The following is a 26,456-nucleotide window of genomic DNA, read 5'->3' on the forward strand; positions in this document are numbered from 1 at the left end:
GGTCGCCGGCGTCAGCCGCCCTGCTTGTCGGCCGTCAGCCACACGTTGGTCGGGTCGTAGTTCTGCATCGCCGGCACGTAGACCGCGTTCTGGACCTGGCTCGCGTGGTAGTTGGCCTGCTTGGGGTTGGTGATGGGGAAGAACGGCGCGTCCTCCATGACCTTGCGGTCGGCCTGGGCCCACAGCGTCGCCGCTCCCTGTTGCGTCGGCGCGGTGGCGGCCTGGCTGACCGTGGCCGTGGTGCTCGGGTTGTCGTACAGACCGAAGTTGCTCCCGCTCGGGGGATACGACGGCGGTCCGATGAACAGCGGGTTGAAGAACGACAGCGCCGCGTTGCCGTACCAGTCGGCGCCCCACCCCGCCACCGCGAGGTCCCAGACACCTCGCTTGGCGACCGAGGGCACCTGGAGGTACTTGGTGTAGAAGTCGGCGTTCGGCGAGGGGATGCCCTGCACGGTGATCCCGGCCTTCGACAGGTCTTGCTGGGCTGTCTGGAAGACCTTGCTGCTGCCCTCCGAGGAGTTGCGGTAGAGCATCTTGAGCGTCAGGCCGCTGGTGAACCCAGCCGCCGCGAGCATCTGCTTGGCCTTGTTCGGGTCGTAGGGGTAGAGGTCGAAGTTCTGCTCACCCCCGACGATGTCCGAGGGCAGCACGTGGCTCAGGGCCTCGTTGAGGTTGGGGCCGCCCAGGACCTGGATCAGGTTGGTCCGGTTGAGGGCATACGAGATGGCCTGGCGCACCTGGACGTTGCTGAGGGCGTTGTTCGCGTTGGGCGAGACGGTGTTGTAGACGATGTACGGGTTCGACGAGGCGGACGGGCCGATCGTCAGGTTGGGGTCCTTCTTGGCGATCAGGGCCGGCAGCTGCGAGGGCGGTGGGAAGTTGTCCCACTCCATGTCCGCGCTGGGGGTGCCGGTCTGCAGCTGCTGCTGCGTCGAGTCCTGGGTGACCGTCTCGTTGATGACGATCTTGTCGACGTAGGCCTTGCGCACGGGGTCCGACGCCGCGTCCCAGGCGGGGTTGCGGGTGAAGGTGATGTTCTTCGTCGGCGTGTAGCTCTCGATCTGGTAGGGCCCGTCCGAGAGCGTGTGCTGCGCGAGCTCCGGGCTGGTCGGCAGGTACGCGTCCCACTCCTTGGGCGCCGGTGAGAAGGCTGGGAGCGTCAGCATGTCCGGGAAGTAGCTCGCCGGGTTGTCGAGCGTGAACACGACCGTGAGGTCGTCCTTGGCGACGACGCCGGGCAGTGCCGTCTTGTCCATGTACGAGGCGATGGCCGACGGCGTGTGCGCCACCTTGGCGAAGCCGTCGCAGAAGCTCTGCATCCCGACGATGACGCTCTCGTAGTCGGGCAGGCCGCCGAAGGGCTGGATCGGGTTGCAGCTGCGCTTGACCCCGCGCACCATGTCGGCTGCCGTCACCTGACGGGCGGGCGAGGTGTTCCACTTGGCGCCCGAGCGGATCTTGATCGTGTAGGTCTTGCCGTCGGCGCTGATGCCGTCACCCTGAGTCGGCATCGACTGGGCGAGGTCTGGAACCGCCTTGGTCGTCTGGCCCGCGACTGCCGGGTAGGTGAAGAGCTGGCGGCTCCACATCCTCAACCCGAGGTAGCCGATGGAGTAGTAGCTGCTGTTGGGGTCCATGTAGCCGACGTCGCCGCTGCCGAGCAGGTTGAGGGTGCCGCCGCGCACGGCGTTGCCCGAGGCGCCGCCCGTACCGCCGGCGCCGGTGCTGCCGGAGGTCGTGCCGCCACCGGAGGTGCAGGCCGTCACGGTCAGGCAGCTCGTGGCCACCACCGCGAGGGCCGTCACAGGCCACTTTCTCAGGGGCATGGTCTCTCCTAGGTCACGTAGGACGGGCCGGTGACGACCGGTCCCGGGAGCCCCCGCGGGCGCCCGTCGTCCTCACGCTAGGCACGGGTGTGAGACGCGAGCGGGCGAGCCGGCCCGGATGTCACGCGATCGCAAACCGCTTGTCACACAGGACGTCGTCAGGTCACAGATCGACATACGTACGGCCTTCTCGCAGGAGTTCGCCGGATCGTCTCCAGACGCCGACCTACGCTGAGGACATGCGGCGGGTTCTTCTCGTCGAGGACGACGCACGGGTCAGGAGGGTCCTGCGGCTGGCGCTGGAGGACGAGGGCTTCACCGTGCTCGAGGCCGCAGACGGTGGCCAGTGCGTGGAGTCCGTCAAGGCCTCACCGCCGGACATCGTGCTGCTCGACGTGATGCTGCCGGACCGCGACGGCTTCGCGGTCTGCCGGGAGGTACGCCGCAGCAGTGACGTCCCGATCATCATGGTGACCGCCAGGACCGACAGCCACGACGTCGTGGCGGGGCTGGAGTCCGGTGCCGACGACTACGTGACGAAGCCCCTGGTCGCCAAGGAGCTCGCCGCACGCATGCGGGCGTTGCTGCGCCGCACGGAGCCGCTCATCGGGCGACCCACCCGCCACGTCGTCTCCGGGGACCTGGACATCGGGATCGACGACGGCGTGGTCCGACGGGGCGGCCAGCCGGTCAGCCTGACCCGCACGGAGTTCCGTCTCCTGGTGGAGCTCGCCTCCGTCGAGGGCCGCATCTGCAGCCGCGAGCACCTGCTCGACCGGGTCTGGGGCTACGGCTACTTCGGCGACAGTCGCATCGTCGACGTGCACATCCGCCGGTTGCGCACGAAGGTCGAGCTGGACCCGGCCAGTCCCAGGCACGTCGTCACCGCGCGTGGGCTCGGCTACCGGTTGGCCGGCTGAGGCACCCATGCGCGGCAACCGGGCTCGGGGGTGGCGGGACCGCGGGCGGCTCCTTCCCGCTCAGGGCGCCGGCCGAGGCGACCTCTCGGGGGGCTTCGTCCGGAACGTGTTCCCGGCCTTCTTCCGGCACTTCTCCGCGGGCGCGCGGCCGGCCCCCGGGCTGCGCCGGCGGCTCGAGATGACGTTCGGCCTGCTGGCTCTGGCCATCTCGGTGCTCGTGTCGGTGCTGTCGTGGGTGGTGGTGTCCGGATACCTCCTCGCCGACCGGCAGGACACCGCGGTCAGCGAGACCACGCTCGGCAGCTCCGTCCTCGCCTCGGCGCTCGCCCGCGGGACGGCACCGGTCGGTTCGCTGCTGGGCGGGCTCCCGACGAACGACGCCGACGCGTCGGTCGCGCTCGTCTCGGGCCACTGGTACCCCAGCCCCTCGCGGGCCGGGGCGGCCGGCGTGCCGCCCGCGCTCGTCGCGGCGGTGACGTCGAGCACCGTCGCCGTCCAGCGCGTCGTGGTCGACGGTCACCTCAGCCTGGTCGTCGGGGCTCCGCTGCAGCGACGGGGCGACGCGCTCTTCGAGGTGTTCCCGCTGACCGACCTCGAGCACAGGAGGACCACCCTCGCCTGGGTGCTGGGAGCGGTGGCCGTCAGCACCTCGTTCGCCGGTGTGGCCCTCGGCCGCCGGGCCAGCCGTCGGGCGCTGCGTCCCCTTGCCGAGCTGACGGCGCTGGCGGGAGCCGTGGCGGGCGGCCGCCTGGACGTCCGGCTCCGCTCCCGCGTGGACCCGGACCTCGACCCTCTCGCCCGCTCGTTCAACCGCACGGTGGAACAGCTCGAGCACCGGGTGCGCGCCGACTCGCGGTTCGCCGCAGACCTCAGCCACGAGCTGCGCACGCCCCTGACCACGATGCTCAACTCGATGGAGGTCATCGCCAACCGCCGCGACCAGCTCCCCAGCGCCGTCCGCGAGCCCGTCGACCTGCTGGCCGACGACCTCCGGCGGTTCCGTGCGCTCGTCGTCGACCTCCTCGAGATCTCCCGCCACGACGCCGGCGAGGAGCTGCAGCTCGAGCCGGTCGACGTCGGGGAGCTGGTGCGGCGGGCAGCGGACGGCACGGCCGGGCGGGCGGTCACCCGTGTCAAGGCCGGCTCGGGCCTCGACGGGCACGTCGACAAGCGGCGCCTCGAGCGGGTGGTCGCCAACCTCGTGGCCAACGCCGAGGAGCACGGCGAAGGGTGCGTCGCGGTGACGGTGGAGGGTGACGGGAACACCGCGCGGATCACCGTCGACGACGCCGGTCCGGGCATCCCGGAGGCGCAGCGCTCCCGGGTGTTCGACCGCTTCGCGCGCGCCGGGGGCAGCGGTGAGCGGGGGGTCGGCCTCGGGCTCGCCATCGTCCAGCGCCACGTGGCGGCGCACGGCGGCACGGTGCAGGTGACCGCGAGCGACGCCGGAGGCGCGCGCCTTGTCGTCATGCTGCCGCTGCACTGACGCGGTCGCCACGGTCCCGACGGGACGGGCATACGTGCCGTATGCCGTCCCGGACGACACGGCATACGTGCCGTGTGCCGTCCGCCTCGGTCAGGGACGGCGGCACCGTCCCTGCGGAGCACGACCCGTCGGCGCGCTGCTCCGGAGGGTCGCAGCCCCTGTCGCCGGCCCGCTCCTGGTCGTGCTCCTGGTCGTGCTCCTGGGTGGCTGCGGTCTCTCGGCGCAGTCCGAGCCGGAGCCCGTGGCGTCCCCGGCACCCGAGCGACCAGTGCAGCGACCAGCCCACCCGGGGTGCCGCTGACCATGCACGTCTACCTCGTCCACGGGCGCCGGCTCGAGCGCGTGACGCGCGCCGTGACACCGGGGACGGGAGTCGATCCGGTGCTGCGCGCGCTCTCGGCCCCGGTCGGGGCCGCGGAGCCCGCCGCGGGCCTCCGGACCGCCTTGCCGGCCTCGCCGCTTCCCCTCACGGGCACGATGAGCGGCCCGCGGACGGCCGACGTGTCGGTCCCCCCGGGCTACGACCGGCTGTCGACGGCCGAGCAGGAGGTCGCCATGGCGCAGATCGTCTTCACAGTCTCGGCCGACACCCTGGCTGCCGGGGTCAGGCTCGTCAGCGGGGCGGAGCCGGTGCCCGTGCCGGTCTCGCAGGGCCGGCTCGTCACCCGGCCGGTCACCCGGCAGGACTATGTCGACCTGGCCCCGGCGCACTGACCCGGCTTCCCGCGGCCGGTCGGATCCGGCGAAAGCGCTTGTGCCGCCTAGAGTTGGTTCATGGACCGGCGGATCTTCGGGATCGAGAACGAGTACGGCGTCACGTGCACGACCCAGGGCCAGCGGCGGCTGACTCCGGACGAGGTGGCCCGCTACCTGTTCCGTCGTGTGGTGGCCTGGGGGCGCTCGAGCAACGTCTTCCTCGGCAACGGCGCCCGGCTCTACCTCGACGTGGGCTCGCACCCCGAGTACGCGACGGCGGAGTGCGACTCGGTGCGTGAGCTGGTCGTGCAGGACAAGGCGGGGGAGCGGATCCTCGAGGGGCTCGTGGAGGACGCCCAGGGCCGGCTGCGAGACGACGGGGTCGAGGGCGAGATCTTCGTCTTCAAGAACAACACCGACTCCGCCGGCAACTCCTACGGCTGTCACGAGAACTACCTCTACGGCCGCACCGGGGACTTCCAGCGCGTGTCCGACATGTTCATCCCGTTCCTGATCAGCCGGCAGATCGTGTGCGGTGCCGGCAAGGTCGTCACCACCGCCCACGGGGCCAGCTTCGCCGTCAGCCAGCGGGCCGACCACATCTGGGAGGGCGTGTCGTCGGCGACGACCCGCAGCCGCCCGATCATCAACACGCGGGACGAGCCGCACGCGGACGCCGAGAGGTACCGCCGCCTCCACGTCATCGTCGGCGACTCCAACATGTCCGAGACGACCAACCTGCTCAAGGTCGGCAGCGCGGACCTCGTGCTCCGGATGATCGAGGCCGGGGTCGTCATGCGCGACCTGTCGATGGAGAACCCCATCCGGGCCATCCGCACGATGAGCCACGACCCGAGCGGACGGGCGACGGTGCGCCTCGCCAACGGCCGGGAGCTGTCCGCGCTGGACATGCAGCGCGAGTACCTCGACAAGGTCGTCGAGTTCGTGGACCGCGAGGGAATGCACAGTCCCGACACCAAGCAGGTGATCGACCTGTGGGGCCGCGCGCTCGACGCCATCGGGACCGGCGACCTGGGCGCGATCGAGACCGAGATCGACTGGGTCATCAAGTACCGCCTGATCGAGCGCTACCGGGCCAAGCACGGTCTGGCCCTCACAGACGCACGCGTGCAGCAGCTCGACCTCGCCTACCACGATATCAACCGCCGCCGCGGCCTCTTCTACCTGTTGCAGCGCCACGGCCGCACGGCCCGGGTCGCCTCGGACGTCGAGATCTTCGAGGCCAAGGTGCGGCCGCCGCAGACGACGCGCGCCAAGCTGCGTGGCGACTTCATCCGGGCGGCCCAGGCGCACGGGCGCGACTTCACCGTCGACTGGGTGCACCTGAAGCTCAACGACCAGGCGCAGCGCACCGTGCTGTGCAAGGACCCCTTCCGGGCCGTGGACGAGCGGGTCGAGCGGCTAATGGAGAGCATCGACCGGTCGCCCACCACGCAGCGTCCGCTCTGACGTCCGGGCGCCACACGGCGGCCGAAGGGGCGGCCGAGGGGCTGCCGCGCACGTCCTGAGGCCGCCCCGGCACCCGCCGCAACCTGTCAGAACCTGTGACTGTGCTGTGGGGCCTGCACAAGCTCGGGCGTTACAGTGACCGGGCTCTGCCCAGCGGGACTTCCGTGCCCGCCCGCCCCGACCGAAAGTCTTCCCTGTGCGTCTCAACCGTCCGGCCTCCCGCGTGGCCGTTGTCCTGACCGCCGCCCTCGGCCTGTCCACCGTCGCCGCGTGCGGCGCCAGCTCGAGCGGGTCCGACGCCGCGGCGACCTCCACGACGGCCGCCGCGTCGGCTGCCCTGCAGGGGGTCACGGCCACCGGCGCGGTCGACCTCAAGACCGCGCCCAAGGTCACGCTCGGCAAGATGCCGATCAGCTCGAAGGACGTCGAGCACAAGGTGCTGACGCCGGGCACGGGCAAGGCGGCGACCAGGGCTGACACCGTGCGGCTGCGCGCCGAGATCTACAACGGCACCAGCGGCAAGCTCCTCGACAACGGCTTCGCTGCGGGACGGTCGCCCGAGGGCTACCGCCTGGCGCGCACCGACATCGTGGCCGGTTTCACCGAGGGCCTCGTGGGCGCGACCAAGGGCGGCCGCATCGCCTTCACGATCCCCCCGGCCAAGGGCTTCGGCAGCGCCGGCAACCAGCAGCTGGGCGTCAAGGGCACCGACACCATCGTCGTCGTCGCCGACATCGCCGACGTCCACACGCCGCTGACCAAGGTCGACGGGGCACAGAGCCCGTCGCCGGCGGGCCTGCCGAAGGTCGAGTTCAAGAACGGCCCGACCAAGCCGCCGACCGTCACCGTTCCCAAGACGAAGGCCCCCACCACGACCCAGGCCGTGACGCTCGTGCAGGGCACGGGCCCGACGGTGGAGAAGGGCCAGACGATCAGCGCCCAGTACCACGGCGTGATCTGGAAGGACGGCAAGGTCTTCGACTCCTCGTGGCAGCGCGGCCAGGCGGCCGACTTCCCGATCGGCGTCGGTGGCGTCATCAAGGGTTGGGACTCGTCGCTGGTGGGCAAGAAGGTCGGTAGCCGCGTGCTGCTCGTCATCCCGCCCAAGGACGGCTACGGCAGTGCCGGCAGCCCGCCGAAGATCTCCGGCACGGACACCCTGGTCTTCGTCGTCGACATCCTCGACGCTTACTGAGACAACCCGCACGCCATCCGGCCAGCAACGACGAAAGGCAGACCACCATGGCACTGGACGCCGACCGCACCAAGCCCGAGATCGAGTTCCCGGAGGGTGAGCCGCCCGCCGACCTCGTCGTCGAGGACCTCATCGAGGGTGACGGCCGCGAGGCCAAGGCCGGTGACACCGTCAGCGCCCACTACGTCGGGGTCGCGCACTCCACCGGCGAGGAGTTCGACTCGTCGTGGAACCGCGGTGAGCCGCTGGCCTTCCGCCTCGGCGTCGGCATGGTCATCCCGGGCTGGGACAAGGGCATCGAGGGCATGAAGGTCGGCGGCCGGCGCAAGCTGACCATCCCCTCGCACCTGGCCTACGGCGAGCGCGGCGCCGGCGCCGCGATCAAGCCCGGCGAGACGCTGATCTTCGTCGTCGACCTCGACGACGTGAGATAACCGCCGCCGAAGACTGCCTAGTCCTTCAGTATCCGGGCGGCATACCGCCCAGCGACGGCCGCGCCGAGGAAACCGGCGCGGTCGTCGTCATATCCGCGGCCCATCGTGCTCAGGGACACCGGCGCGGCGCGCAGGGCCTGCTCCAGCCCCTCCGTTCCCACCTCGTGCAGCCGCAGCCGCCCGGCGCTGGAGGCGCAGAGGCCACGGGCCTGCTCGAGCACCCGCGCCCCCAGCTCGCCGGGAAGCCGTGGCACCGGCACGTCGGCCGGCACGAGCGACACGCGGCCGTATGCCGTGAGGCTGTGGTGCGAGACCCCGCGGTGCCGCCCGCGCGGGTCGGCCTCCGAGATCCGCAGCGAGCAGACGGGGCGGCCTCCGAGCGTCGCCGCAGCGTTGACCGCCTCGCCGGCCGAGGTGCCCGAGAACCCCCACCGCGTCCCCGTGCCGAGGTTGCCCGGGCCCTGCGACACGACGGCGACGTCAGCACCGACGACGTGGTGGGCGGCCAGCAGCCCGGTGTGGACGTTGACCGCCTCGAGATCCCCGCCATAGGTCTGACCGACGGTGACGGAGGCCGCGAGCCAGCCCGCCGCGCGCAGCCCGGCGACCGTACGGGAGAAGTCGATCGGCAGGGCGCCGCCGTCGGTCATGACGTAGGCGACGCGCAGGTCCGGGTTGGTCGCCCGCAGGCCCGCCAGGATCGCGGGCAGGGCCGAGTGGAGGTCCGCGACGACGACCGGCAGCCCGGCGAGGTCGTCGGCGTCGGCGAGGGCTGCGTGGTGCTCGCTGTCCTGCTCGTCGACGCCGAGGACCATCGTCTGGCTCGGCGTGTAGCGCGCCTTGACGACGTGCCCCCTCACCGCAGGAACGTCGACGGGGCGGGGGAGTGCGTCCGGAGCTGCGACGACGATGGCGAGACCACCCGTGCCGAGCCCCCGCTCGAGGGCCGTGGTGTTGAGCAGCACGGCGGTCCCCGGAGCCAGCACGCCGACGGCGTCCACATAGCCGAGCGCGCGGACGCCGTCGCCCGAGGGGAGGCGGACGGCATACTCGACTGCCCCGGCCCAACGGGAACGCACCTCGACGACGACACCACGGCGCCACTGGATCATGCGGTGACCCTATTCGATCGCTTGTTCGGGTAGCGTCGGACTGCCCGCACGCGCGCCGCCCCCGTCAGGAAGGTCTCGATGAGCCCTGCGTCTGCCTCGGCCGAGAAGACCGAACGGCTGCTCAACCTCATACTCGCCCTCAAGTCGGCCCGACGCCCGGTCTCGAAGCAGAAGATCCGCGAGTCGCTCCCGGCGTACGCCGCGGCCAGCTCCGTCGAGGCCTTCGACCGGATGTTCGAGCGCGACAAGGACGAGCTGCGCGAGATGGGCATCCCCATCACGACCACGGTCATCGACGTCCTCTTCGACGACGAGGTCGGCTACCGCATCGACGCGAGCGAGACGGCACTGCCCGCGATCACCTTCGAGCCCGACGAGATGGCCGCCCTCGCGCTGGCCGCGCGGGCCTGGTCGACGGCGAGTATCTCCGGCGCCGCGTCGGCCGGCCTGCGCAAGCTGCGCCTGTCGGGCGTCGAGATCGACGAGTCGGTCGCCGCCGGTGCCGAGCCGCGCATCCGCACGAGGGAGCCTGCCTTCGAGGCCGTCCACGCCGCGGTGTCGGGGCTGCAGCCCATCACCTTCGACTACCGCCGGAACGACGGTGAGCTCACCACCCGCCACGTGCAGCCCTGGGCCCTGAAGAACTGGCACGGCCGCTGGTACCTCACTGGCTACGACGTCGACCGTCGCAGCGAGCGCGCCTTCCGCCTCAGCCGGTTCGAGGGCCCGGTCCACCGCAAGGGCCGGCCCGGGTCGTATGCCGTCCCGACGGGCCACGTGCCCGAGGTGGCCCTCGAGGCGGCGCAGCCCGAGCCCGAGGGCACGGCCGTCGTGCGGGTGCGCCACGGCGGCGGCCACACGCTGCGCCGGCTCGCCCAGCGCACCACCGAGCTCGACGAGTCGTGGGCCGAGGTCGAGGTGCCCTACCGCCGTGGCACGACCGACCGCGACGTCGTCGCGCTCGGCACCCACGCGTTCGCCGTGTCGCCACCCGAGCTCGTCGAGGCGGTCCGTTCGGCACTGCTGGCGGTGGCCGAAGCGCACGAACCCATCCCACGGAAGCCGGTGGGCGCAGGCCCGGCGGGGGCAGGGCCGGAGACGCAGCCGACGCGAACGGGGGACCGGGCATGAGTGCGACGCGACGCTCGGCGGCCCGCAGGCCCGCCGAGACGGCCACCCAGCGCCTCGGCCGCCTGCTCGACATGGTGCCGTGGCTGCTCCAGCACCGCGGGGTCGCCATCGCCGACGTCGCCCACGAGTTCGGGGTCGACGAGGACCAGATCGTCGAGGACCTCGAGCTGCTCTTCGTCTGCGGCACGCCGGGCTACGGCCACGCCGAGCTCATCGACGCCCAGTGGGACAGCGGCTACGTCTACCTCGACAACGCCGACGACATCGCCGCCCCGATGCGCCTCTCGCGCGACGAGGCGGTCACGCTCACGGCCGGCCTGCAGGCGCTGGGGTCGACCATCGTCGGCTCGGACGTCGTCGAGCGCACCCTGGAGAAGATCCGCGCCGCCGCGGCCACCACCGTGGGCGAGCCAACCGGGCGCATCGCCCTCGACCTCGACGACGGCAGCCAGCACCCGGCGATGGCGACCCTCAAGGACGCCTTCGCCCGCGGCCGGCGGGTGCACCTGCGCTACTACGTCGCGACCCGCGACGAGTCCACCGAGCGCGACGTCGACATCATGCGCATCCTCAACCTCGACGCGCAGTGGTATGTCGAGGGCTTCTGCCACCGGGCCCGTGGCGTGCGCCTGTTCCGCCTCGATCGCATCGAGGACGTCACGGTCCTCGACGTCGACGGGACGCCACCGGCCGAGGCCCGCCCGCGCGACCTCGACGAGGTCTTCGTCCCCGGGGAGAACGACCTCACCGTCGTGCTCGAGGCCAGCCGCTGGGCGGCGTGGATCGCCGACTACTACCCCAACGAAGGGGTGGTCCGCGGCGCCGACGGGTCGCTGCGGGTGACGCTCAAGGTGGCCGACCCCGCCCTGGTGCGGCGCCTGGTCCTGCGCCTCGGCGGGGAGGCACGGGTCGTCGAGCCGCCGGAGCTCGTCGATGCGGTGGCGCGGGAGGCGCGCGACGCTCTCGCGGCATACGACCGCGTCTGACGGCGGCGCCCCGGCCGCGTTCACCACGTGGACGGCGCTGTCCACCATGCGGGCACCTGCGGGCCGCGCGGAAGTCGGCGGGTCGCGTTCACCGGCCGCACGTATGCTGGACACCTGCAGCACCGAGGCTGCACCATGACGGTCCGGACCCGGGCCGGCTCTTTCGACGAGGAGACGTCACCATGTCCCAGCTGGGTGCCCCCGAACTCATCATCATCGCGGTCGTGCTCATCGCCCTGTTCGGCTGGAAGAAGCTCCCCGACATGGCCCGCAGCCTCGGCCGCTCCGCCCGCGTGTTCAAGTCCGAGGTCGACGAGCTGAAGAAGGACGGCAAGCCGGCTCCCAGCGAGGCCTCGCGCAGCACCGTCCCCGGTGACGTCGTCGACGCCGATGCCGAGCGCCGCGCCGCGGAGGCCCGCCTCGCCGACGCCGAGCGGCGCGCTGCCGAGGCCCGCGCCGAGGCCGACCGCCTCCGTGCCGCGAGTGCCGCCGGCACGCCCACCACGTCGACGCACAGCAGCGCCACCCCCGGCTCGACGCAGGCCGGCAGCACCGACGACGTCCGTCGCGACACCACGTTCTGAGTGGGTCGGTTCCCAGACCCCTTCACCGGAATCACCTGAATGCCCTCACTCCGACGTCAGCGCGACCCCGAGGGACGGATGTCGCTCGGTGACCACCTCCGCGAGCTGCGCAACCGCATCACCATCAGCGCGATCGCGATCGTCATCGGCGGCGTGGTCGGCTGGGCCTACTACGAGCGGGTCATCGACGCCCTGACCCGTCCCCTCCGGGACATCGCCGCCCAGCGGCACAGCGTCGTCAACATCAACTTCGCCGGCATGACCGATGCCTTCGCGCTCCAGCTGACGACCTCGCTCTTCGTCGGGCTCATCATCGCCTCGCCCATCTGGCTCTTCCAGATCTGGGGCTTCATCGTCCCGGGCCTGACGAGCAAGGAGAAGCTCGTCGCCCGGCTCTTCGTGGTGGCGGCGGTCCCGCTCTTCCTCGCCGGCTGCTTCTTCGCGTTCATCATGGTCCCCAAGGCCGTGGCCGTCCTGCTGGGCTTCACGCCGACCGGCGCCTACAACCTGCAGGACGGCTCGCAGTACCTCAACTTCGTCCTGAAGTTCATCGTCGCCTTCGGGTGCGCCTTCCTGCTGCCGGTCTTCCTCGTGGCGCTGAACCTCATCGGCGTGCTGCCCGCCCGCGCCATGCTCAAGGGCTGGCGTCCGGCGGTCATGATCATCCTCGTCTTCGCGGCCGTGATGACGCCCACGCCCGACGCGTACACCATGCTCTTCCTGGCGACGCCCATGGTGGCGCTCTACTTCGCCTCGGTCGGCGTGGCCTTCCTCGTCGACCGGCGCAAGGAGGAGCACAAGCCCGACTGGTTGGAGGTCCCCGACGACCAGGCGTCCGCCCTGTAGCGTTCGGGTGTGTCCCAGCGCGTCGCCCTGATCGTCAACCCGACCTCGGGGAAGGGAGCCGGCCGGGTCATCGGCGAGCAGGCCGCCCGGGTGCTGCGCGAGGCCGGCCACGAGGTCGTCGACGTCTCGGGACGCGACTACACCGAGGCCCGCGAGCGGGGCCGCCAGGTCGTGCGAGAGGGCGTCGACGTGGTGGCCGTCGTGGGCGGCGACGGCATGGTTCACCTCGGGGTCAACCTCTGCGGCGGCACGTCGACCCGGCTTGCCGTCGTCGCGGCGGGCACCGGCAACGACTTCGCCCGCAACCTCGGTCTGCCCGTGCGCGACGCCCGTGCCGCCGTGGCCCTGGTCGACGAGGGCACGACCCGCCGGGTCGACCTCGGCCGGGTCAGCCACGCCGCGGCCGGCGAACGGTGGTTCGCCGGGGTGCTCGGCGCCGGCTTCGACGCGGTCGTCAACGCCCGCGCCCAGCGGATGACGTGGCCGCGCGGGCAGATGCGCTACAACCTCGCCGTGCTTCGGGAGCTGCCCGTCTTCCGCCCCATCCCGTATGCGGTGGAGCTCGACGGCTGCCGCCTCGAGACGCGCGCGATGCTCGTGGCCGTCGCCAACACCACCTCCTTCGGGGGAGGCATGCGGGTGTGCCCGAATGCGGACGTGGCCGACGGGTACTTCGATGTCATGATCGTGGGTGCGTTGTCGATCCCGGCCTTCCTTCGTGTCTTCCCCAAGGTCTACGCGGGAACACACGTCACGCATCCGGCGGTGCAGATCCGCCGGGCCCGTCGAGTTCGCTTGGAGGCAGAGGGGATTTCTTCGCAGGCTGACGGCGAGATGTTCGCCGACCTTCCCATCGACGCAGAGGTCGTCCCCGGCGCCCTGCACGTCCTGACCCCGACCGAGGTGCCCACGTGATCGCCAGCTGGCCCCGCCTGACCGAGTTCGCCGCGCAGCTCGACTTCCCGCTCGACGACTTCCAGATCGAGGCCTGCCGAGCCGTCGAGGAGGGCCGGGGCGTGCTGGTGGCCGCGCCCACCGGGGCCGGCAAGACGATCGTGGGCGAGTTTGCCGTGCACATGGCCCTCGCGACCGGGCGCAAGGCGTTCTACACGACGCCCATCAAGGCCCTGTCGAACCAGAAGTACACCGACCTCGTCCGCGTCCACGGCGCCGAGAACGTCGGCCTGCTCACGGGCGACGCGTCGATCAACGGGGAGGCACCCATCGTCGTCATGACGACGGAGGTGCTGCGCAACATGATGTATGCCGGGTCGAGCACCCTGCGTGGCCTGGGCTGGGTCGTCATGGACGAGGTCCACTACCTCGCCGACCGTTTCCGGGGTGCGGTGTGGGAGGAGGTCATCATCCACCTCCCGCCCGACGTCAGCGTCGTGTCGCTGTCGGCGACCGTCAGCAACGCGGAGGAGTTCGGTGCGTGGCTGGGCGAGGTGCGCGGAGACACCGAGGTCATCGTCTCGGAGCACCGGCCGGTGCCGCTGTGGCAGCACATGATGGTGGGCCAGACGCTCTTCGACCTCTTCGTCGAGGAGCGCCCGACCGGCGCCGACGCCGACAACGGCGACGATTTCGCCGTCGACCCCGGCTACCACCCGGTGAGCGTCAACCCCGACCTCGTGCACGCGATCCGCGGCTCCGAGGGCCGCGGCGCCTGGGACTCGCACTGGGTCAGCTCCCGCGGGGGTCGGGACAAGGGGCGCCCGCGCGGCAAGAACGGCCGTGGGAGCGCGCAGGGGAACGGGCACGGGAACGGTCGCGGCAACGGTCGCGACGACTGGGCCGGCCGGGGCCGCCGAGGCGGGGACTCCACCGGTGGCCGTGGCCCCGGGGGCGGTGACGGGGGCCGCGGCTTCGCACGCGGCGGCCGTCCCGGAGGGGGAGCGACCCGCGCGGAGGTCATCGAGCGTCTCGAGCGCGAGGGCCTGCTGCCCGCGATCACCTTCATCTTCAGCCGTGCCGGGTGCGACGGAGCCGTGGGGCAGCTGCTCTCGAGCGGCATGCGACTCATCCCGGAGAGCGACGGCGAGGCGAACCGCCGGCTCGTCGAAGAGCGCATCCAGGGCCTCGCCGAGGAGGACCTCTCGGTGCTCGGCTATTGGGACTTCGTCGACGGCATCTCCCGGGGCTTCGCCGCGCACCACGCCGGCATGCTGCCGACCTTCCGCGAGATCGTCGAGGAGCTCTTCACGGCCGGCCGCATCCGCGCGGTCTTCGCGACGGAGACGCTGGCTCTGGGCATCAACATGCCGGCCCGCACCGTGGTCCTCGAGAAGCTGGTGAAGTTCAACGGCGAGAGTCACGTCGACATCTCGCCCGCCGAGTACACCCAGCTCACCGGCCGCGCCGGCCGCCGGGGCATCGACGTCGAGGGCCATGCCGTCGTCCTGTGGAACCGCGGCCTGGACCCGGCAGCCGTGGCGGGCCTCGCGTCGACCCGCACCTACCCGCTGCGCTCGAGCTTCCGTCCCACCTACAACATGGCCGTCAACCTCGTGCGTCAGTTCGGACGCGAGAGCGCGCGGAAGATCCTGGAGACCTCGTTCGCCCAGTTCCAGGCAGACCGCGCCGTGGTGGGGTTCGTGCGGACCGTGCGGCGCAACGAGGAGGCTCTCGCCGGCTACGCAGAGCAGATGACCTGCCACCTGGGGGACTTCTCCGAGTACGCCGCGATCCGCAACCAGATCCGGGACATCGAGAAGGAAGGTGCGAGGGCGCGGAGCGCCTCGGCGCGCGCGGCGGCTGCGATCTCGTTGGAGTCGCTCAAGATCGGGGACATCGTCCGCATCCCGGCCGGGCGTCACAGCGGTCTCGCCGTCGTCGTCATGCCCAACCGGGGCGGCAAGGGTGAGGCGGCCTCCCCGGCCGTCGTCACCGAGGACCGTCAGCTGCGGAGGCTGACCCTGCACGACGTGCCGACCCCGCTCGAGCCCCTCGGGTCGATGCGCGTGCCCAAGCAGTTCAACGCCCGCAACCCCAAGGCCCGACGTGACCTCGCGGCCACCCTGCGCACGACGATGCCGCACGACCCGCCGCCGCGCCGCCACGCCGCCGAGCACGACGCGACGGACGAGCGCATCGACCAGCTGCGTCGGCAGCTGAAGGCCCACCCGTGCCACCGGTGCCCCGACCGCGAGAACCACGCACGCTGGGCCGAGCGGTGGTGGCGCCTGCGGCGGGAGACCGACGGCATCCAGCGCAAGATCGACGGCCGAACCAACTCGGTCGCCAAGACCTTCGACCGCATCTGCGAGCTGCTGGTGGACATGGGCTACCTCGGCGAGGGTGGCCAGACGGTGACCGAGGAGGGCAACCGGCTGCGCCAGCTCTACACCGAGAAGGACCTGCTCGCCGCCGAGTGCCTGCGAGAGGGGACCTGGCGCCGCCTGGACGCGCCGTCGCTGGCGTCCGTCGTGTCGACGCTCATCCACGAGCCGCGGCGCGAGGAGAGCGGGCTCGCGCCCCGCTGGCCCAACGACGACGTGCGCGAGGCGTACGACCGGATGATCGAGATCTGGTCCGACCTCGAGGACGCCGAGGGCGCGCTCGCACTGCCGCGCACCGGTATGCCGGACGGCGGGATCGCGTGGGCCATGCACCGGTGGGCGAGCGGGCACCGTCTCGAGGACGTGCTGCGGGGGACCGATCTGGCCGCCGGCGACTTCGTCCGCCGCGCCAAGCAGGTCATCGACCTGCTCGGGCAGCTCACCGACGCGGCCGATCCCGACCTGGCGAGGACGGCGCGCAAGGCGAGCGAGGGCGTGCTGCGCGGGGTCGTGGCCGCCGACCGCCTCGACTGACCGAGCCGGGCTCCGCCCCGGCGAGTCCCGCCGACACACCACGTGCTCGGCCTCTTCCGAGGTCGCGGCGGCCCGGCTCCGCAGGCCCCGTTGGGGTGCCCGGCGGGGCGCTGCCGAGGGGCACGATTGTCGCCGGACGGGTTCGCTCGGCTATGGTTGCAGCACCGGTCGACGTTTTTGGTGCTCGTGTCTTCACACGCTCGCAAGGAACGACATTGCGAGCGCAACTGTTTCTTCAGGGTTTCTTGAAGTGGTCGCGTCTCTGCCGACCGGGGGTCGCTGACACGCAACGGCTCACTTCCACCCAAAGGAGAAAAACATGGCACAGGGAACCGTCAAGTGGTTCAACTCGGAGAAGGGCTTCGGCTTCATCGCCCCGACCGAGGGTCCCGACGTCTTCGTCCACTACTCGGAGATCACGGGCAACGGCTACCGCAGCCTCGAGGAGAACCAGGCCGTCGAGTTCGACGTCGAGCAGGGCCCCAAGGGCCCGCAGGCGATGCGCGTCCGCGCGCTCTGATCGCAGCGATCTGAGCTGAACCCGCCGGACCCAGAGTCCGCACGACGAAGGCCGGTCCCCGTTGGGGGACCGGCCTTCGTCGCGTCTCGGAGTGGTCTGCAGAGTGGTCTGCAGTGTCGTCCGCGGTGCGTCCGGTGCAGGGGTGAGCGGGGAGGGTCCCGCTCGCGGGCCTCAGATGCGGGTCACCCGCTCGAAGGGGCTGTTGACGCGCACGACGCCCGACTCGAACTTGAGCGTCACCGTGTCGGCGGTGGTCGCGACCACCACCCCGAGCCCGTGGCGCAGGTGAGAGATCCGGTCACCGACCGCGAACTGCTCGACGTCCGGCGTGGGGGCCGGCCTGAACGGGCTGTTGGAGAGGTGGCGTCTGCGGTCGGGCGTTCCGTGGTTGGGCACCCTCCATTATGCGCCCTGCGCCGGCGAGGCAGCCACGACCGAGTCGCCGTGGGAGGCGCGGCCCGCACACGGGCGGGAGACTTGTGACCCGACCGTGACCCGGGTCGACGCCCGAGAGGGGCTGCTCGGGCACTGCAGGTCGGTCGAGTCGTCAGTCGATGCCGAGCGCCGAGATGACGCGGTCGAAGGACGAGGTGAGGCCGTGCTCGAGCGCCAGCCTCGACATCAGGACGGGGTCGGCCACGGCGGACGGGGCCGTGAGGTCGTGGTCGGGCACGGCGGCGTCCTTGGCGACCGCGACGACGCGCGGGGCCGCGTCGAGGTAGTCGGCCGCCGCCTCGAGCCGGGCCCGCTGGGCGCCCTTGATGGCGGGGTCACCACTGTCGATGGCGGCACGGATCGCTTCGAGCGTGCCGAAGGTCGCGATGAGCCTGGCGGCGGTCTTCTCGCCGATGCCGGCCACGCCGGGCAGCCCGTCGCTCGCGTCGCCGCGCAGGACCGCCATGTCGGCATAGGCGGGCCCCGTGCCGACCCCGTACTTGGAGGCGAGGAAGGCCTGGTCGACGAGGTCGGGGGAGCGCACCCCGCCGCGGGCGGTGTAGACCACACGCACCTGGTTGGCGTCGTCGACGAGCTGGAAGAGATCGCGGTCGCCCGTGACGATGTCGACCGGCATGCGTCCGCTGAAGCGGGTCGCGAGCGTGCCGATGACGTCGTCGGCCTCGTAGCCGTCGACGCCGACGCGGGCGATGCCGAGGGCCCGCAGCGCGTCGACGATGATCGGCACCTGCACGCCGAGGGCCTCGGGCACCTGCTCACCGGCGACCTGGTCGTCGCCCGGCTCGGCCACCCGGTGGGCCTTGTAGGACGGGATCGCCTCGACCCGGAACGCCGGCCGCCAGTCGTTGTCCCAGCAGGCCACGACGTGGGTGGGTCGCCCACGCTCCACCAGCGAGGCGATCATGGCGAGCAGGCCGCGCACGGCGTTGGTGGGGACGCCGCTCGGCCCGACCACCTCGGGCACGCCGAAGAAGGCGCGGAAGTAGAGCGAGGCGGAGTCGAGTAAAAGGCACTTCTGCTGCCGTTCGATCACGAGCAGAGCCTAGTGCGGGAGGAGGGACCACACGGTCCCGAAGGCGCCGACGGTGGCGCCGCAGATGGTGAGCCAGAAGGCGATCTTTCCCCACAAGTCCTGCCCGTGGACGAAGAAACCCTCCTCGTCCGTGCGGACCTGGGTTGCGCGGGTGTACGCCACGACGGCGCCGGTCGTGCAAAGGAGCCATCCGAGAACGGCAGAACCCATGGTGAGAGCGAACATGGGCTCGAGTATGGCGACCACGACGGCGGAGCGGGCAAGACGCGCCCGGAGCGCCGAGAGGCCCCCACCTCGAGAAGAGGTGAGGGCCCTTGTGGGAGGCGAGGTCAGGTCAGGCCACGCGGTCGAGAGGCGCGGCCTAGCCGAGCGTGCCTGGAGTCGTCGCCTTGCTGCGAAGGCGGGCGTGCCCGCTCATGCCGATGATCGTGCGTCGCTCCTGAGCCGGAAGGAGTCTTCCTGTCATGGCACCCCTTTAGGTCAAGACGTGGCGGGGACCGGAGTTCTACGCTGGGTGCTGGCGGGTTCGGGAAGAGGCTGATCCGAAGAGCCGGTATGGGACTGTGAGCCGGTCACGCTGGAGTCAGAGACGTTGTCCCCGTGCCCTCTCGGACCCGTCACCTCGCCCGTGCCGAGCGCACGCTCGCGCCGGTTCTGGTCAGCGACCATCTGGGCGTACACGACGTTGGACAGGCGTCGTTTCAGGGCGCGCAGCGCCATCAGCGACGGTGTGCCGCCGGCCTTGCGGGCGTCGTAGAACTCCCGCCCCGGGGTCGGGTTGCGCAGTTGCACCACGGCCATGATGTGCAGCGTCCGGTTGATCCGGCGGTTGCCAGCACGAGAGAGCCGATGCCGTTGCTGGGCCCCGGAGGACGCGTCCAGCGGTGCGGTGCCGTTCCAGGAGGCGAAGCGGTCCTTGTCCCGGAAGCGGTGGATGTCCCCGACGTCGGCCAGCAGCCGCGCGGCGCCGGTCGGGCCGATCCCGGTCAGCTCCAACAGGGTCGAACCCCGGTCTTGCACGAGCGCGGTCAGCTCCTTCTCCGCGGCTTTGATCTTGCGCTCGATCCCCTCGAGCTCACCGATCAGCTCGACGACGAGCCGGCGACGCGTCTTGCCCACGAGGTCACGTGGCCTGACCTTCGCCACTAGTGCGCGGGCCTGCGGCGCGGACAGGAACGCCTTCGCGCCGCCCGGAATCAGCTCCAGCAGAAGCCGATGCAGCCGGTTGATCGTCTGGGTGCGAGCCCGGCCCAGCTCGTCACGCCGGTCGACCATCAGGCCCATCACGACCAGGTCATCCTCCACCAGCACCGGCCGCAGCCCCGGCTCCGCTGGGGCGTACAGGGCCGCCAACGCCACCGAGTGGGCATCGACCGGGTCGGTCTTGCGGCCATTGCCCGTCGCGAAGATCCGCACCTGCGCGGACAGCTTCGGCGGCACGTCGACCACCCGCTCCCCATCGTGCACGAGGCGGTGCGCCAAGTGCCGGCCGATGCCGTTACAGCCCTCGACCGCCCACACCCGCTCCTGCGCGGCGCCGTGCGCCCGGCCAGCGGCGAGCATCGCCGCGTAGCCGGCCTTATCCGTGTCGAACCGCCCCACCTGCAGCACCCGCCCGGTCTGGTCGATGACCTCGATCGTGGCCGACCGCTTGTGCGGATCCATCCCGATGATCACGCCCATCGCAGCGCACCTCCTCATCAACGCACTGGTGTGAAAGCGAGGAGGGCATTGCTACTTCGAGCAGAACAAACCCCTTTCGAGCCTCTCCTCGCGCGGTGCCCGGCGAGAACGCATGCCATGAGAGAGCCACACCAATGACGCCGGTGGGCAGCCGATAGAGAGAGCGCCTCGTCGAGCCCCTGGACCGAGTCTGGCCGGACACCGATCCTGCAACCAGTCTCTAAGTAGCCGATGTGCGGACGTCATGGGCCGCGGGTGAGGCCCGGACTCAGCGCGACATAAGGGCGAACACAATCAGCATCACGGCACTAAGGGCTCCGGCAAAGACGAGGCTGGGTATGACGCCCACCTCCTGGTCAAACGCGGCCTTGCTGTAAGCGATCTTCCCAAGAGCTCCGGCAACCGTGCCAACGAGCCAGGCGAGCGCGAGCCGCCATTTCGAATGCGTCATCTGATGCCCCCAAAGATGCCATTGGCCCCGGTTGCCACGGCACGCTCAGTATGGCGTCTGCACCGCCCCGCGTCGGGGTTCATCGCAGCGGCACAGCGCGCCCGTCGGGGCGCGGGGGTTCGGTGCGGGCCGGCCCGGAGCCGCGAGGGGTGACGCACGGATCTGCCGCGGTCAGCGCGGCCGTGCCGGGTTGAGGACGTACGAATCGGCCGTCTCCATGCCGATAGGGCGCCTCGAGTACAGGTCGATCGATGCCCGTTCCGCGGCTCGGAGTACCAGCCCCGTGTCATCCTCAAGGCATGGGGAGAAGAGGCAGATTCGTCCTGATCGTGCTCGGCGCTGCGGTGTCTCTCGCCGTTGTGAGCGGCTGCGCCCGACCGCTGCCTCCAGGCGACCCGGACCCCGTTACCGTGACCTCCACGCCGGTGGCTTTAGATTTCACTCCGGCCACGCTGTCCACCCACGTCGAGCCCGGCGCGCAAAGTCTTCCCTGGACATTGCTGGGGATGTCGGAAGACAGGAAGGTGCTCTACCTCGACGCCGGAGTAGGCGATGGCTGCCCCTCACGGTCCACGCTCATCGTTGAGGACAACCCGAATTTTGTGCGCGTCACAGCAGCCGCCGTCAGCCTGCCGCCAGCCGGCTCCGATGGTTGCGCTTCCCTTCTGCGTACGGAACACCAACAAGTAACCCTCGCCACCGGACTCGGGGACCGCAAGCTGATACATGCTCCTCTGGGATTGATCGCAGACCCGTAACGGGCGAACGCGCGGTCATGCCGCTGGGAGGGCGACGACGATCGCCCGACCAGGCCGCAAAGAGATACTCGAGCTCCACGCTGCACTGTTCGTCGGACCGATCCGCCGGGGGCACACAACTTCAAAGGTCACAGTGGCACGACGGTGGGCCCCATAGGCTCCGGCTCCACCGTCTCCGTAGGTATCGGTGACGGCTGCGAAGTGGAGCCGGTGATGCGTAGGGCGACCCACGCGCCGCCGATGCCGCTCAGCGCACAGAGCACGACCAGGGCCAAGATCGCTGCCATGAGTTTCGCCGTGGCGTAGGGCGGCCGGCGTTGTAGGGGTGGTGTGCAGAAGCGGGAATCACAGCGACTCCTTTGTGTAGGCGCCGATGATACCGAACTGCTGGCCACGCCTGCTGGAGTCAACCTGTCCGCCCTAATCAAGTGCGGGCAATTCGGATGACCGGTACGCGTTCGCGTACTCGATGAAGTCCGCGCGCAGCGGCTTGGGTACGTGGGTGAGCACGTCCTTCCCAGCGTCGGTGGTGACCGTCAACGTCAGATGCGGGTCCCACCGGTCGTCCGACTTCGACACAGAAGCGATGGCGTCCCAATCGATCCGACGCCCGCCAATCCCTTGGGAGACGCGGATGCCGTCCTCGTCAACAAGGGTGTGGGCGCGCGTCATGGCCCACGCCGGCAAGAGGTACATGACCGCGAGGCTGCAGTCAAACAAAATGCGCACCGCATCGCCCTTGCGGAGGCTGAGGATCGTGAAGACGAGCCAGACGATCGCCGCACTGCCCCAGAGCCAGCCCATCGTGGCCGGTTTGGCAGCCCTGTGGATGCCCGCTACGGAATTAGCCGCGGTGTCCATGAACGGACGGTACGTGGTCCAAGGATCCGAAATGATGCGAATGGAGGACAGTTATCGTCGCCGACTGATGTGAGGAGATGGCGAGAGAGCGAAAAAACGGAGCGAAAGTCCGCACGCATGGCGAGGTGCTATAGGCACCGCGCCCCTGAGGAGGGGGCCTATGGGGTGCCTCCCCCCACGGGGTCCAGGTCGTCGCCGACGAGGGCCGACGAGGTGCGCGAGCGGGCGTGCGACGTGAGAGCTTCTCCTCGGTCGAGCACGACGAGCGGGGGCAGGAACGCAGTCGCGACGACGAGCGAGGGCGTCGAGGCGGGCCCATGGTGACGGCAGGGTGGGAGGGCAGAGGCCCGACCGCGCGCCGAGGTGGCAGCGGTCGGGCCTCGTGCGTCAGCGTGTGGTCAGCGCTTGCGGCTGGCCTTCGGCTCGGGCTCGGCGTCGGACGTGTCCAGCGCGGGCAGGTCTCCGAGGGCGGGCATCTCGTCGCCGCGGATGTCAACGGCAGCCAGCCTCTCGACGTACTGCCCGACGGCGAGGATGCGACGCGCCTCGTTCTCCGCCCGGATGAGGGCGAGGCGGGCTTCCTCCACCCTCTCCAGAGCGGGTGCCACGGCCTCGGCGATGAGGGCCCGCGTGTCCTCAGTGAGGAGGCCAGCCGTCGCGATGAGGTCGCCGACGGTCTCGACGAGGGGCCTCAGATACGCCGCCTTCGCGGTCTTGGCGACGGCGGCGGCAGCCATGAGCCGGTCGCCTTCCTCGTTGTGCTCGCGGACGATATCCGCCGAGCGCTCCGGTGAGATGACGCCGTGCTCGGCGATGGCACGCCGGACACGAGCGTCAAGGCTCGGCATGGTGGCGAAGGCGGCGACGGCCTCGGCCTCCGCGAGGTCAGCGCCGAGGTAGGCGTCCACGAGGCGGGCGTACTCGTCCGCGACGAGGTGGAGATCCTCGTCGTCGGGCAGGAGGCCGCGTGCGGCGAGGGCGCGTGTGTCGATGACGGGGCCGACGATGCGGCGTGCCAGCGCGGCGGACAGGTCGGCAGGGGCAGGGGCGTGGGTCGGGGTGGTGGTCATGGTCGGGCCTTTCAGACAGTGGACGAGCGGAAGACGACGGGAGCGGTCGGGCGGCGACGGCCTCGCTTCAGGACAGCGCCGCGGGCCTCGCGGACCGCGTCCATCGACGCCGGGAAGCCGAAGACGGAGCGGGCCTCCGCGAGGTCCATCAGGGACGCGGGCGGACCGTAGGCCCGAGTCGTGGCGAACAGGAACGAGGCGCGAGTCCCGGCGAGGGTGTAGTCGTCGCCGGGGTGGATGTCCTCGCGAGTGAGGACGCCCTCGCGCACGAGAGTCAGGATCGGGTTAGCGCGCCTCACTTCGCGGCCACCTTCGCAGCGGCGGCAGCACGGCGGGCCGCGCGACGAGCGTCGAAGCCAGGGCGAGCGAGGTCGTCGAGGGTCTCCCATGCGAAGCCGTCGCGGCCATGCTCGCGGCGGAACGAGCGGAAGAGGCCGAAGTGCATCGGCTCGACGGGGACGCCCTCGGAGTCGCGCCGGAGGTCGAGGGCGAGCGTGCGTGGCTCGGAGCCCTCGGGCGTCACGGTCACGGCGACGAGGAAGCCGTCGGCGGCGCCCACACGTGGGTCGGGGTTGAGGTCGGTCATGGTGTGAATTTCCTTGTGTAGGAGCGAGATACGCGAAGCCGTCGCGTGGCGGAGAGAGTGGGAGCCCCGGGGCTCGCCCATGGCCCCACAGACGGGCCCCGGGGCGGGTAGTGCGTCGCGTCGCATGCCGCGGCGCACGTCACGCGGGCCCGACATTCCACGTCGGGGCCGCGTGCGGGTGAGGGCGCGTTTACACGCGCGGAGAGGGCGCCGAGACGGTCGCCGGAGAGGCGACCAAGTCCCAGCCGAGCCAGCGGCCCTCGGCGTCGAGGAGGCGCACGAGGCGAAGGCGGGAGGTCGGGGCTTCTACGTGTCGGGGTCGGGTGTCGGGCATTCGGTGGGTCTCCTAGGGGTGACGAAAGGCCCGGGCCCCGACCCTGCTAGGAGGATCTGAGCCGGGGCCCGAGGCGACGCCGGGAGCAACTCCGGCGACGGGCCCGCCGAGGGTGGCGGGCGGTCAGTGGGCGGGCGAGGCCCGCGGGGGCGTCGAGGAGGCGGCGAGGCGGAGGGCGTGTGTACGGAACGCGACCGAAAACGGCGTTCTACATGCCTCGTCCTTTTCTCCTCTAGGTGAGTTCGTCTAGAAGAGAAATAGCGAGGGTGTGTAGAACAACGTTTTCGGTCGCACTCCGTACACAAGGCGGCACGAGCGGCCGCGCCCCGGCGCCCCCGTCGGCGTCAGCCAGCGCGCCGGAGTGGCGTCACGTTCGGCGCCTCCGCCTCGGCACGAGCCGTCGTGGCGCGGTCGCGCTGGCGACGGGCGAGCGTCGGACGCACCTCCGCGTAGAGCAGAGCAGCGACCTTGTCGAGCAGAGCATCGACGAGCGCCTCGTCCATCTCCAGAGCGTTCACGGTCGGCGTGTTCAGTCGTGCCATCTTTCGGTTCCTCTCTCAGGGTTGTCCAGTGGTCAGGCAGTGCGACGAGCCACGCTCGGCGCCGGGAGGTCGAGGCCCGCCACGAGGTCGGCGAGCGTCTCGTGTGTCTCCTCGTCGGACAGGCCCAGAGCACGGCGCCTCGCGTCCGTCGTCGAGTAGAGCCAGGCACGCCCGCCCGGGGCGCGTCGCCGGTCGCCGAGGACATCCGTCGCGACGGCGTAGAAGCTGCGAGGGCCTCCCACGCGCGGCAGCACGTCGGGCCCGCCGTGCTCCTCGTGCTCGCCGTCGAGCCACTCGTCCGGCGCCTCTTCCGCAGCCTCCAGCCACTCGGCGACGAGGGGCGAGGAGACGTACTCGGATAGAAGCTCCGTCGTCGCGATGGTCGCCGGGGGCTCGTCGTCGTCGGTCAGCCACACGGCCAGCCACGCCCGGGCGGTCTCGGTCTCACGGTGCTTTGCAGTCGCACGGGAGCGGCGTCGGAGTTCGGCGGGCGGCACGGGCTCGCGCTTGACGCGGGGAGGCTCCCAGCGGCGCGCACGAGTCCTCGCAGCGGCCACGACGTCGCCGAGGTAGCCAAGGGCCGCAGGCTCGCGCACGCGGGCGCCGAGCGTCCATAGGGATACGTACGTCTCGGAATCGCTCGGCGTCGGCGCCGGTAGGGTCCGGAGGCGCACGAGCAGAGCCTCGGCGAGCGCGCGTGCCGCGACGTTCACGGGCTCGGCGTCGCCGGACTGAAGCCGGAGCCCTCCGGGCACGCGGCAGAGGCGCGAGCCTCCGTCGGCCAGCGTGGGCAGGAGCCATCGGTCGGCGAGGCGGCGCGGGCCCGGGAGATCGAGGGTGAGCGGGTGCTCGTCGCCGTCGAAGGCGTAGACCTTGCGTGCGGTCGCGCGGTCTCCGGCGTGCGTCGCGCCGGGGGCGTGTATCGGGAAGCGCTGCAAGCGCGCGCCCCAGTCTGTATGTCTCACAAGGGTTTTCCGTATCTGTCGGGACAGCGTCTCTGGCGAAAAGATTGGGAGGGAGGGAGATTCGGCGCAGGGTGATGCGGCGGCGCCGCCCTCCCCGTCGGGAGAGCGGCACCGCGCGACGGTCCGCCAGAACCTCGCCAGCCGCGCCGAGCGCGGAGGCGTGAAGGGCCCGCCCGTCCCGGGCGCTCGACCTCGTGTTCTTCATCGCGAGGCAGTGCTCGCCGGGACGAGCGGGCAGGAGGCGTCGCACTACCCGACCAAGGATGCGACGCGCTCGGTCCTCCTCCGCGGACACCTTCAAGCAGACGCGGAGGAGGAGCTCTTGCCCGGAGGCGCGCTGTACGGCGCTCTCCGGACAGTTCGGGACCTGCCCGAGGTACCGGGGGGGAGGGGTCGGGCCTTTCAGGCGCTCTCAGAGCCGCCCAGCGGTCAGGAGGTCAGGGCCTCGCGGATGTCGTCGCGCGTTGAGCCCTCGGTGTCCAGGACTCGCAGCGCGGCTCGGATGCGCCGGACAGCGCCGAGGCGCTCGGCATTCTTGGAATCGTTGCGGCATTTGTCGGAGCAGAACCGAGCCCCGAGCCGGATGACGTGTCCCAAGGGGCGGTCGCAGGAATCACAGACGCGCATGGGGCGCCTCCTTTCGTCGGGTACGTGTGGGAGGGCCGACGGGTGCCGCCCTCCACTGTTACTGGC

27 protein-coding genes are annotated in these 26,456 nt (G+C 71.0%); 14 read left to right on the top strand and 13 right to left on the bottom strand.

Going from position 1 to position 26,456, the window contains the following annotated elements:
• Positions 1-11: 11 nt before the first annotated feature.
• Positions 12-1,829, bottom strand: a complete 1,818-nt coding sequence (locus tag LQK93_RS17795; protein WP_374969095.1) for an ABC transporter substrate-binding protein — start codon at positions 1,827-1,829, stop codon at positions 12-14.
• Between the two features lie 239 nt (positions 1,830-2,068).
• Here LQK93_RS17795 and LQK93_RS17800 point away from each other — a divergent pair, with 239 nt between their 5' ends.
• The 6 genes from LQK93_RS17800 to LQK93_RS17825 all read left to right on the top strand — a co-directional run bounded on the left by LQK93_RS17800 (position 2,069) and on the right by LQK93_RS17825 (position 8,030).
• On the top strand, positions 2,069-2,749 hold the full coding sequence (locus LQK93_RS17800) for a response regulator (RefSeq protein ID WP_374969096.1): 681 nt from the start codon (positions 2,069-2,071) through the stop codon (positions 2,747-2,749).
• 106 nt (positions 2,750-2,855) lie between these two features.
• Entirely contained in the window at positions 2,856-4,235 is a 1,380-nt protein-coding gene (locus tag LQK93_RS17805) for an ATP-binding protein (RefSeq protein WP_374969097.1), read from the top strand.
• A 291-nt stretch (positions 4,236-4,526) separates the two neighbouring features.
• Positions 4,527-4,949 carry a GerMN domain-containing protein gene (locus LQK93_RS17810; protein ID WP_374969098.1) on the top strand — a complete coding sequence of 141 codons (423 nt, stop codon included), beginning with the start codon at positions 4,527-4,529 and terminating at the stop codon, positions 4,947-4,949.
• Between the two features lie 60 nt (positions 4,950-5,009).
• Complete coding sequence (gene pafA, locus LQK93_RS17815) at positions 5,010-6,401, top strand: Pup--protein ligase (protein ID WP_374969099.1); 1,392 nt, start codon at positions 5,010-5,012, stop codon at positions 6,399-6,401.
• A gap of 196 nt (positions 6,402-6,597) precedes the next feature.
• A complete protein-coding gene (locus LQK93_RS17820) occupies positions 6,598-7,596 on the top strand; it encodes an FKBP-type peptidyl-prolyl cis-trans isomerase (RefSeq protein ID WP_374969100.1) in 999 nt (332 codons plus the stop codon).
• A 47-nt stretch (positions 7,597-7,643) separates the two neighbouring features.
• The gene (locus LQK93_RS17825; protein ID WP_374969101.1) at positions 7,644-8,030 is read left to right on the top strand and encodes an FKBP-type peptidyl-prolyl cis-trans isomerase; all 387 of its coding nucleotides are present in this window, start codon (positions 7,644-7,646) and stop codon (positions 8,028-8,030) included.
• 17 nt (positions 8,031-8,047) lie between these two features.
• Here the strand turns inward: LQK93_RS17825 and LQK93_RS17830 are convergent, their stop codons facing one another.
• Entirely contained in the window at positions 8,048-9,142 is a 1,095-nt protein-coding gene (locus LQK93_RS17830) for a DUF3866 family protein (RefSeq protein ID WP_374969102.1), read from the bottom strand.
• A 78-nt stretch (positions 9,143-9,220) separates the two neighbouring features.
• On the opposite strand from LQK93_RS17830, the gene LQK93_RS17835 reads away from it, so the two are divergent.
• From LQK93_RS17835 to LQK93_RS17865, 7 genes are all read left to right on the top strand, one after another.
• Positions 9,221-10,273 carry a helix-turn-helix transcriptional regulator gene (locus LQK93_RS17835; RefSeq protein ID WP_374969103.1) on the top strand — a complete coding sequence of 351 codons (1,053 nt, stop codon included), beginning with the start codon at positions 9,221-9,223 and terminating at the stop codon, positions 10,271-10,273.
• Positions 10,270-11,259, top strand: coding sequence for a helix-turn-helix transcriptional regulator (locus LQK93_RS17840; RefSeq protein ID WP_374969104.1), 990 nt, complete (start codon positions 10,270-10,272; stop codon positions 11,257-11,259). The genes LQK93_RS17835 and LQK93_RS17840 overlap by 4 nt, the downstream gene beginning before the upstream one ends.
• Before the next feature lie 182 nt (positions 11,260-11,441).
• Positions 11,442-11,843, top strand: a complete 402-nt coding sequence (gene tatA, locus LQK93_RS17845; protein WP_374969105.1) for a Sec-independent protein translocase subunit TatA — start codon at positions 11,442-11,444, stop codon at positions 11,841-11,843.
• Positions 11,844-11,882: 39 nt separating this feature from the next.
• Entirely contained in the window at positions 11,883-12,689 is an 807-nt protein-coding gene (tatC, locus tag LQK93_RS17850) for a twin-arginine translocase subunit TatC (protein ID WP_374969106.1), read from the top strand.
• 9 nt (positions 12,690-12,698) lie between these two features.
• Complete coding sequence (locus LQK93_RS17855; RefSeq protein ID WP_374969107.1) at positions 12,699-13,604, top strand: YegS/Rv2252/BmrU family lipid kinase; 906 nt, start codon at positions 12,699-12,701, stop codon at positions 13,602-13,604.
• A complete protein-coding gene (locus LQK93_RS17860) occupies positions 13,601-16,504 on the top strand; it encodes a DEAD/DEAH box helicase (RefSeq protein WP_374969108.1) in 2,904 nt (967 codons plus the stop codon). Before LQK93_RS17855 ends, LQK93_RS17860 begins: the two co-directional genes overlap by 4 nt.
• A 319-nt stretch (positions 16,505-16,823) precedes the next feature.
• Positions 16,824-17,024 carry a cold-shock protein gene (locus LQK93_RS17865; protein ID WP_020144233.1) on the top strand — a complete coding sequence of 67 codons (201 nt, stop codon included), beginning with the start codon at positions 16,824-16,826 and terminating at the stop codon, positions 17,022-17,024.
• 171 nt (positions 17,025-17,195) lie between these two features.
• Here LQK93_RS17865 and LQK93_RS17870 read toward each other — a convergent pair whose 3' ends face one another.
• From LQK93_RS17870 to LQK93_RS17890, 5 genes are all read right to left on the bottom strand, one after another.
• Entirely contained in the window at positions 17,196-17,420 is a 225-nt protein-coding gene (locus LQK93_RS17870; protein WP_374969109.1) for a hypothetical protein, read from the bottom strand.
• A gap of 151 nt (positions 17,421-17,571) precedes the next feature.
• Positions 17,572-18,513, bottom strand: a complete 942-nt coding sequence (locus LQK93_RS17875; RefSeq protein ID WP_374969111.1) for a 5'-3' exonuclease H3TH domain-containing protein — start codon at positions 18,511-18,513, stop codon at positions 17,572-17,574.
• Between the two features lie 9 nt (positions 18,514-18,522).
• Positions 18,523-18,738: a hypothetical protein gene (locus LQK93_RS17880; RefSeq protein ID WP_374969112.1), complete on the bottom strand. Its 216-nt coding sequence runs from the start codon at positions 18,736-18,738 to the stop codon at positions 18,523-18,525.
• Between the two features lie 255 nt (positions 18,739-18,993).
• On the bottom strand, positions 18,994-20,196 hold the full coding sequence (locus LQK93_RS17885) for an IS110 family transposase (RefSeq protein WP_374969113.1): 1,203 nt from the start codon (positions 20,194-20,196) through the stop codon (positions 18,994-18,996).
• A 268-nt stretch (positions 20,197-20,464) separates the two neighbouring features.
• Positions 20,465-20,647: a hypothetical protein gene (locus tag LQK93_RS17890; protein ID WP_374969114.1), complete on the bottom strand. Its 183-nt coding sequence runs from the start codon at positions 20,645-20,647 to the stop codon at positions 20,465-20,467.
• 410 nt (positions 20,648-21,057) lie between these two features.
• Here LQK93_RS17890 and LQK93_RS17895 point away from each other — a divergent pair, with 410 nt between their 5' ends.
• Positions 21,058-21,405: a hypothetical protein gene (locus LQK93_RS17895; RefSeq protein ID WP_374969115.1), complete on the top strand. Its 348-nt coding sequence runs from the start codon at positions 21,058-21,060 to the stop codon at positions 21,403-21,405.
• A 420-nt stretch (positions 21,406-21,825) separates the two neighbouring features.
• Here LQK93_RS17895 and LQK93_RS17900 read toward each other — a convergent pair whose 3' ends face one another.
• The 6 genes from LQK93_RS17900 to LQK93_RS17925 form a co-directional block, all read right to left on the bottom strand.
• Entirely contained in the window at positions 21,826-22,266 is a 441-nt protein-coding gene (locus LQK93_RS17900) for a PH domain-containing protein (RefSeq protein WP_374969116.1), read from the bottom strand.
• A gap of 398 nt (positions 22,267-22,664) precedes the next feature.
• Entirely contained in the window at positions 22,665-23,336 is a 672-nt protein-coding gene (locus tag LQK93_RS17905; RefSeq protein WP_374969117.1) for a hypothetical protein, read from the bottom strand.
• Positions 23,337-23,347: 11 nt separating this feature from the next.
• The gene (locus LQK93_RS17910; RefSeq protein ID WP_374969118.1) at positions 23,348-23,635 is read right to left on the bottom strand and encodes a hypothetical protein; all 288 of its coding nucleotides are present in this window, start codon (positions 23,633-23,635) and stop codon (positions 23,348-23,350) included.
• Positions 23,632-23,922, bottom strand: a complete 291-nt coding sequence (locus LQK93_RS17915; protein ID WP_374969119.1) for a hypothetical protein — start codon at positions 23,920-23,922, stop codon at positions 23,632-23,634. The genes LQK93_RS17910 and LQK93_RS17915 overlap by 4 nt, the downstream gene beginning before the upstream one ends.
• Before the next feature lie 678 nt (positions 23,923-24,600).
• On the bottom strand, positions 24,601-24,798 hold the full coding sequence (locus LQK93_RS17920; RefSeq protein ID WP_374969120.1) for a hypothetical protein: 198 nt from the start codon (positions 24,796-24,798) through the stop codon (positions 24,601-24,603).
• 32 nt (positions 24,799-24,830) lie between these two features.
• Entirely contained in the window at positions 24,831-25,736 is a 906-nt protein-coding gene (locus LQK93_RS17925; RefSeq protein WP_374969121.1) for a hypothetical protein, read from the bottom strand.
• Between the last annotated feature and the right edge of the window lie 720 nt (positions 25,737-26,456).

This window comes from Terrabacter sp. BE26, from assembly GCF_041941675.1.
Lineage (GTDB): Bacteria > Actinomycetota > Actinomycetes > Actinomycetales > Dermatophilaceae > Terrabacter.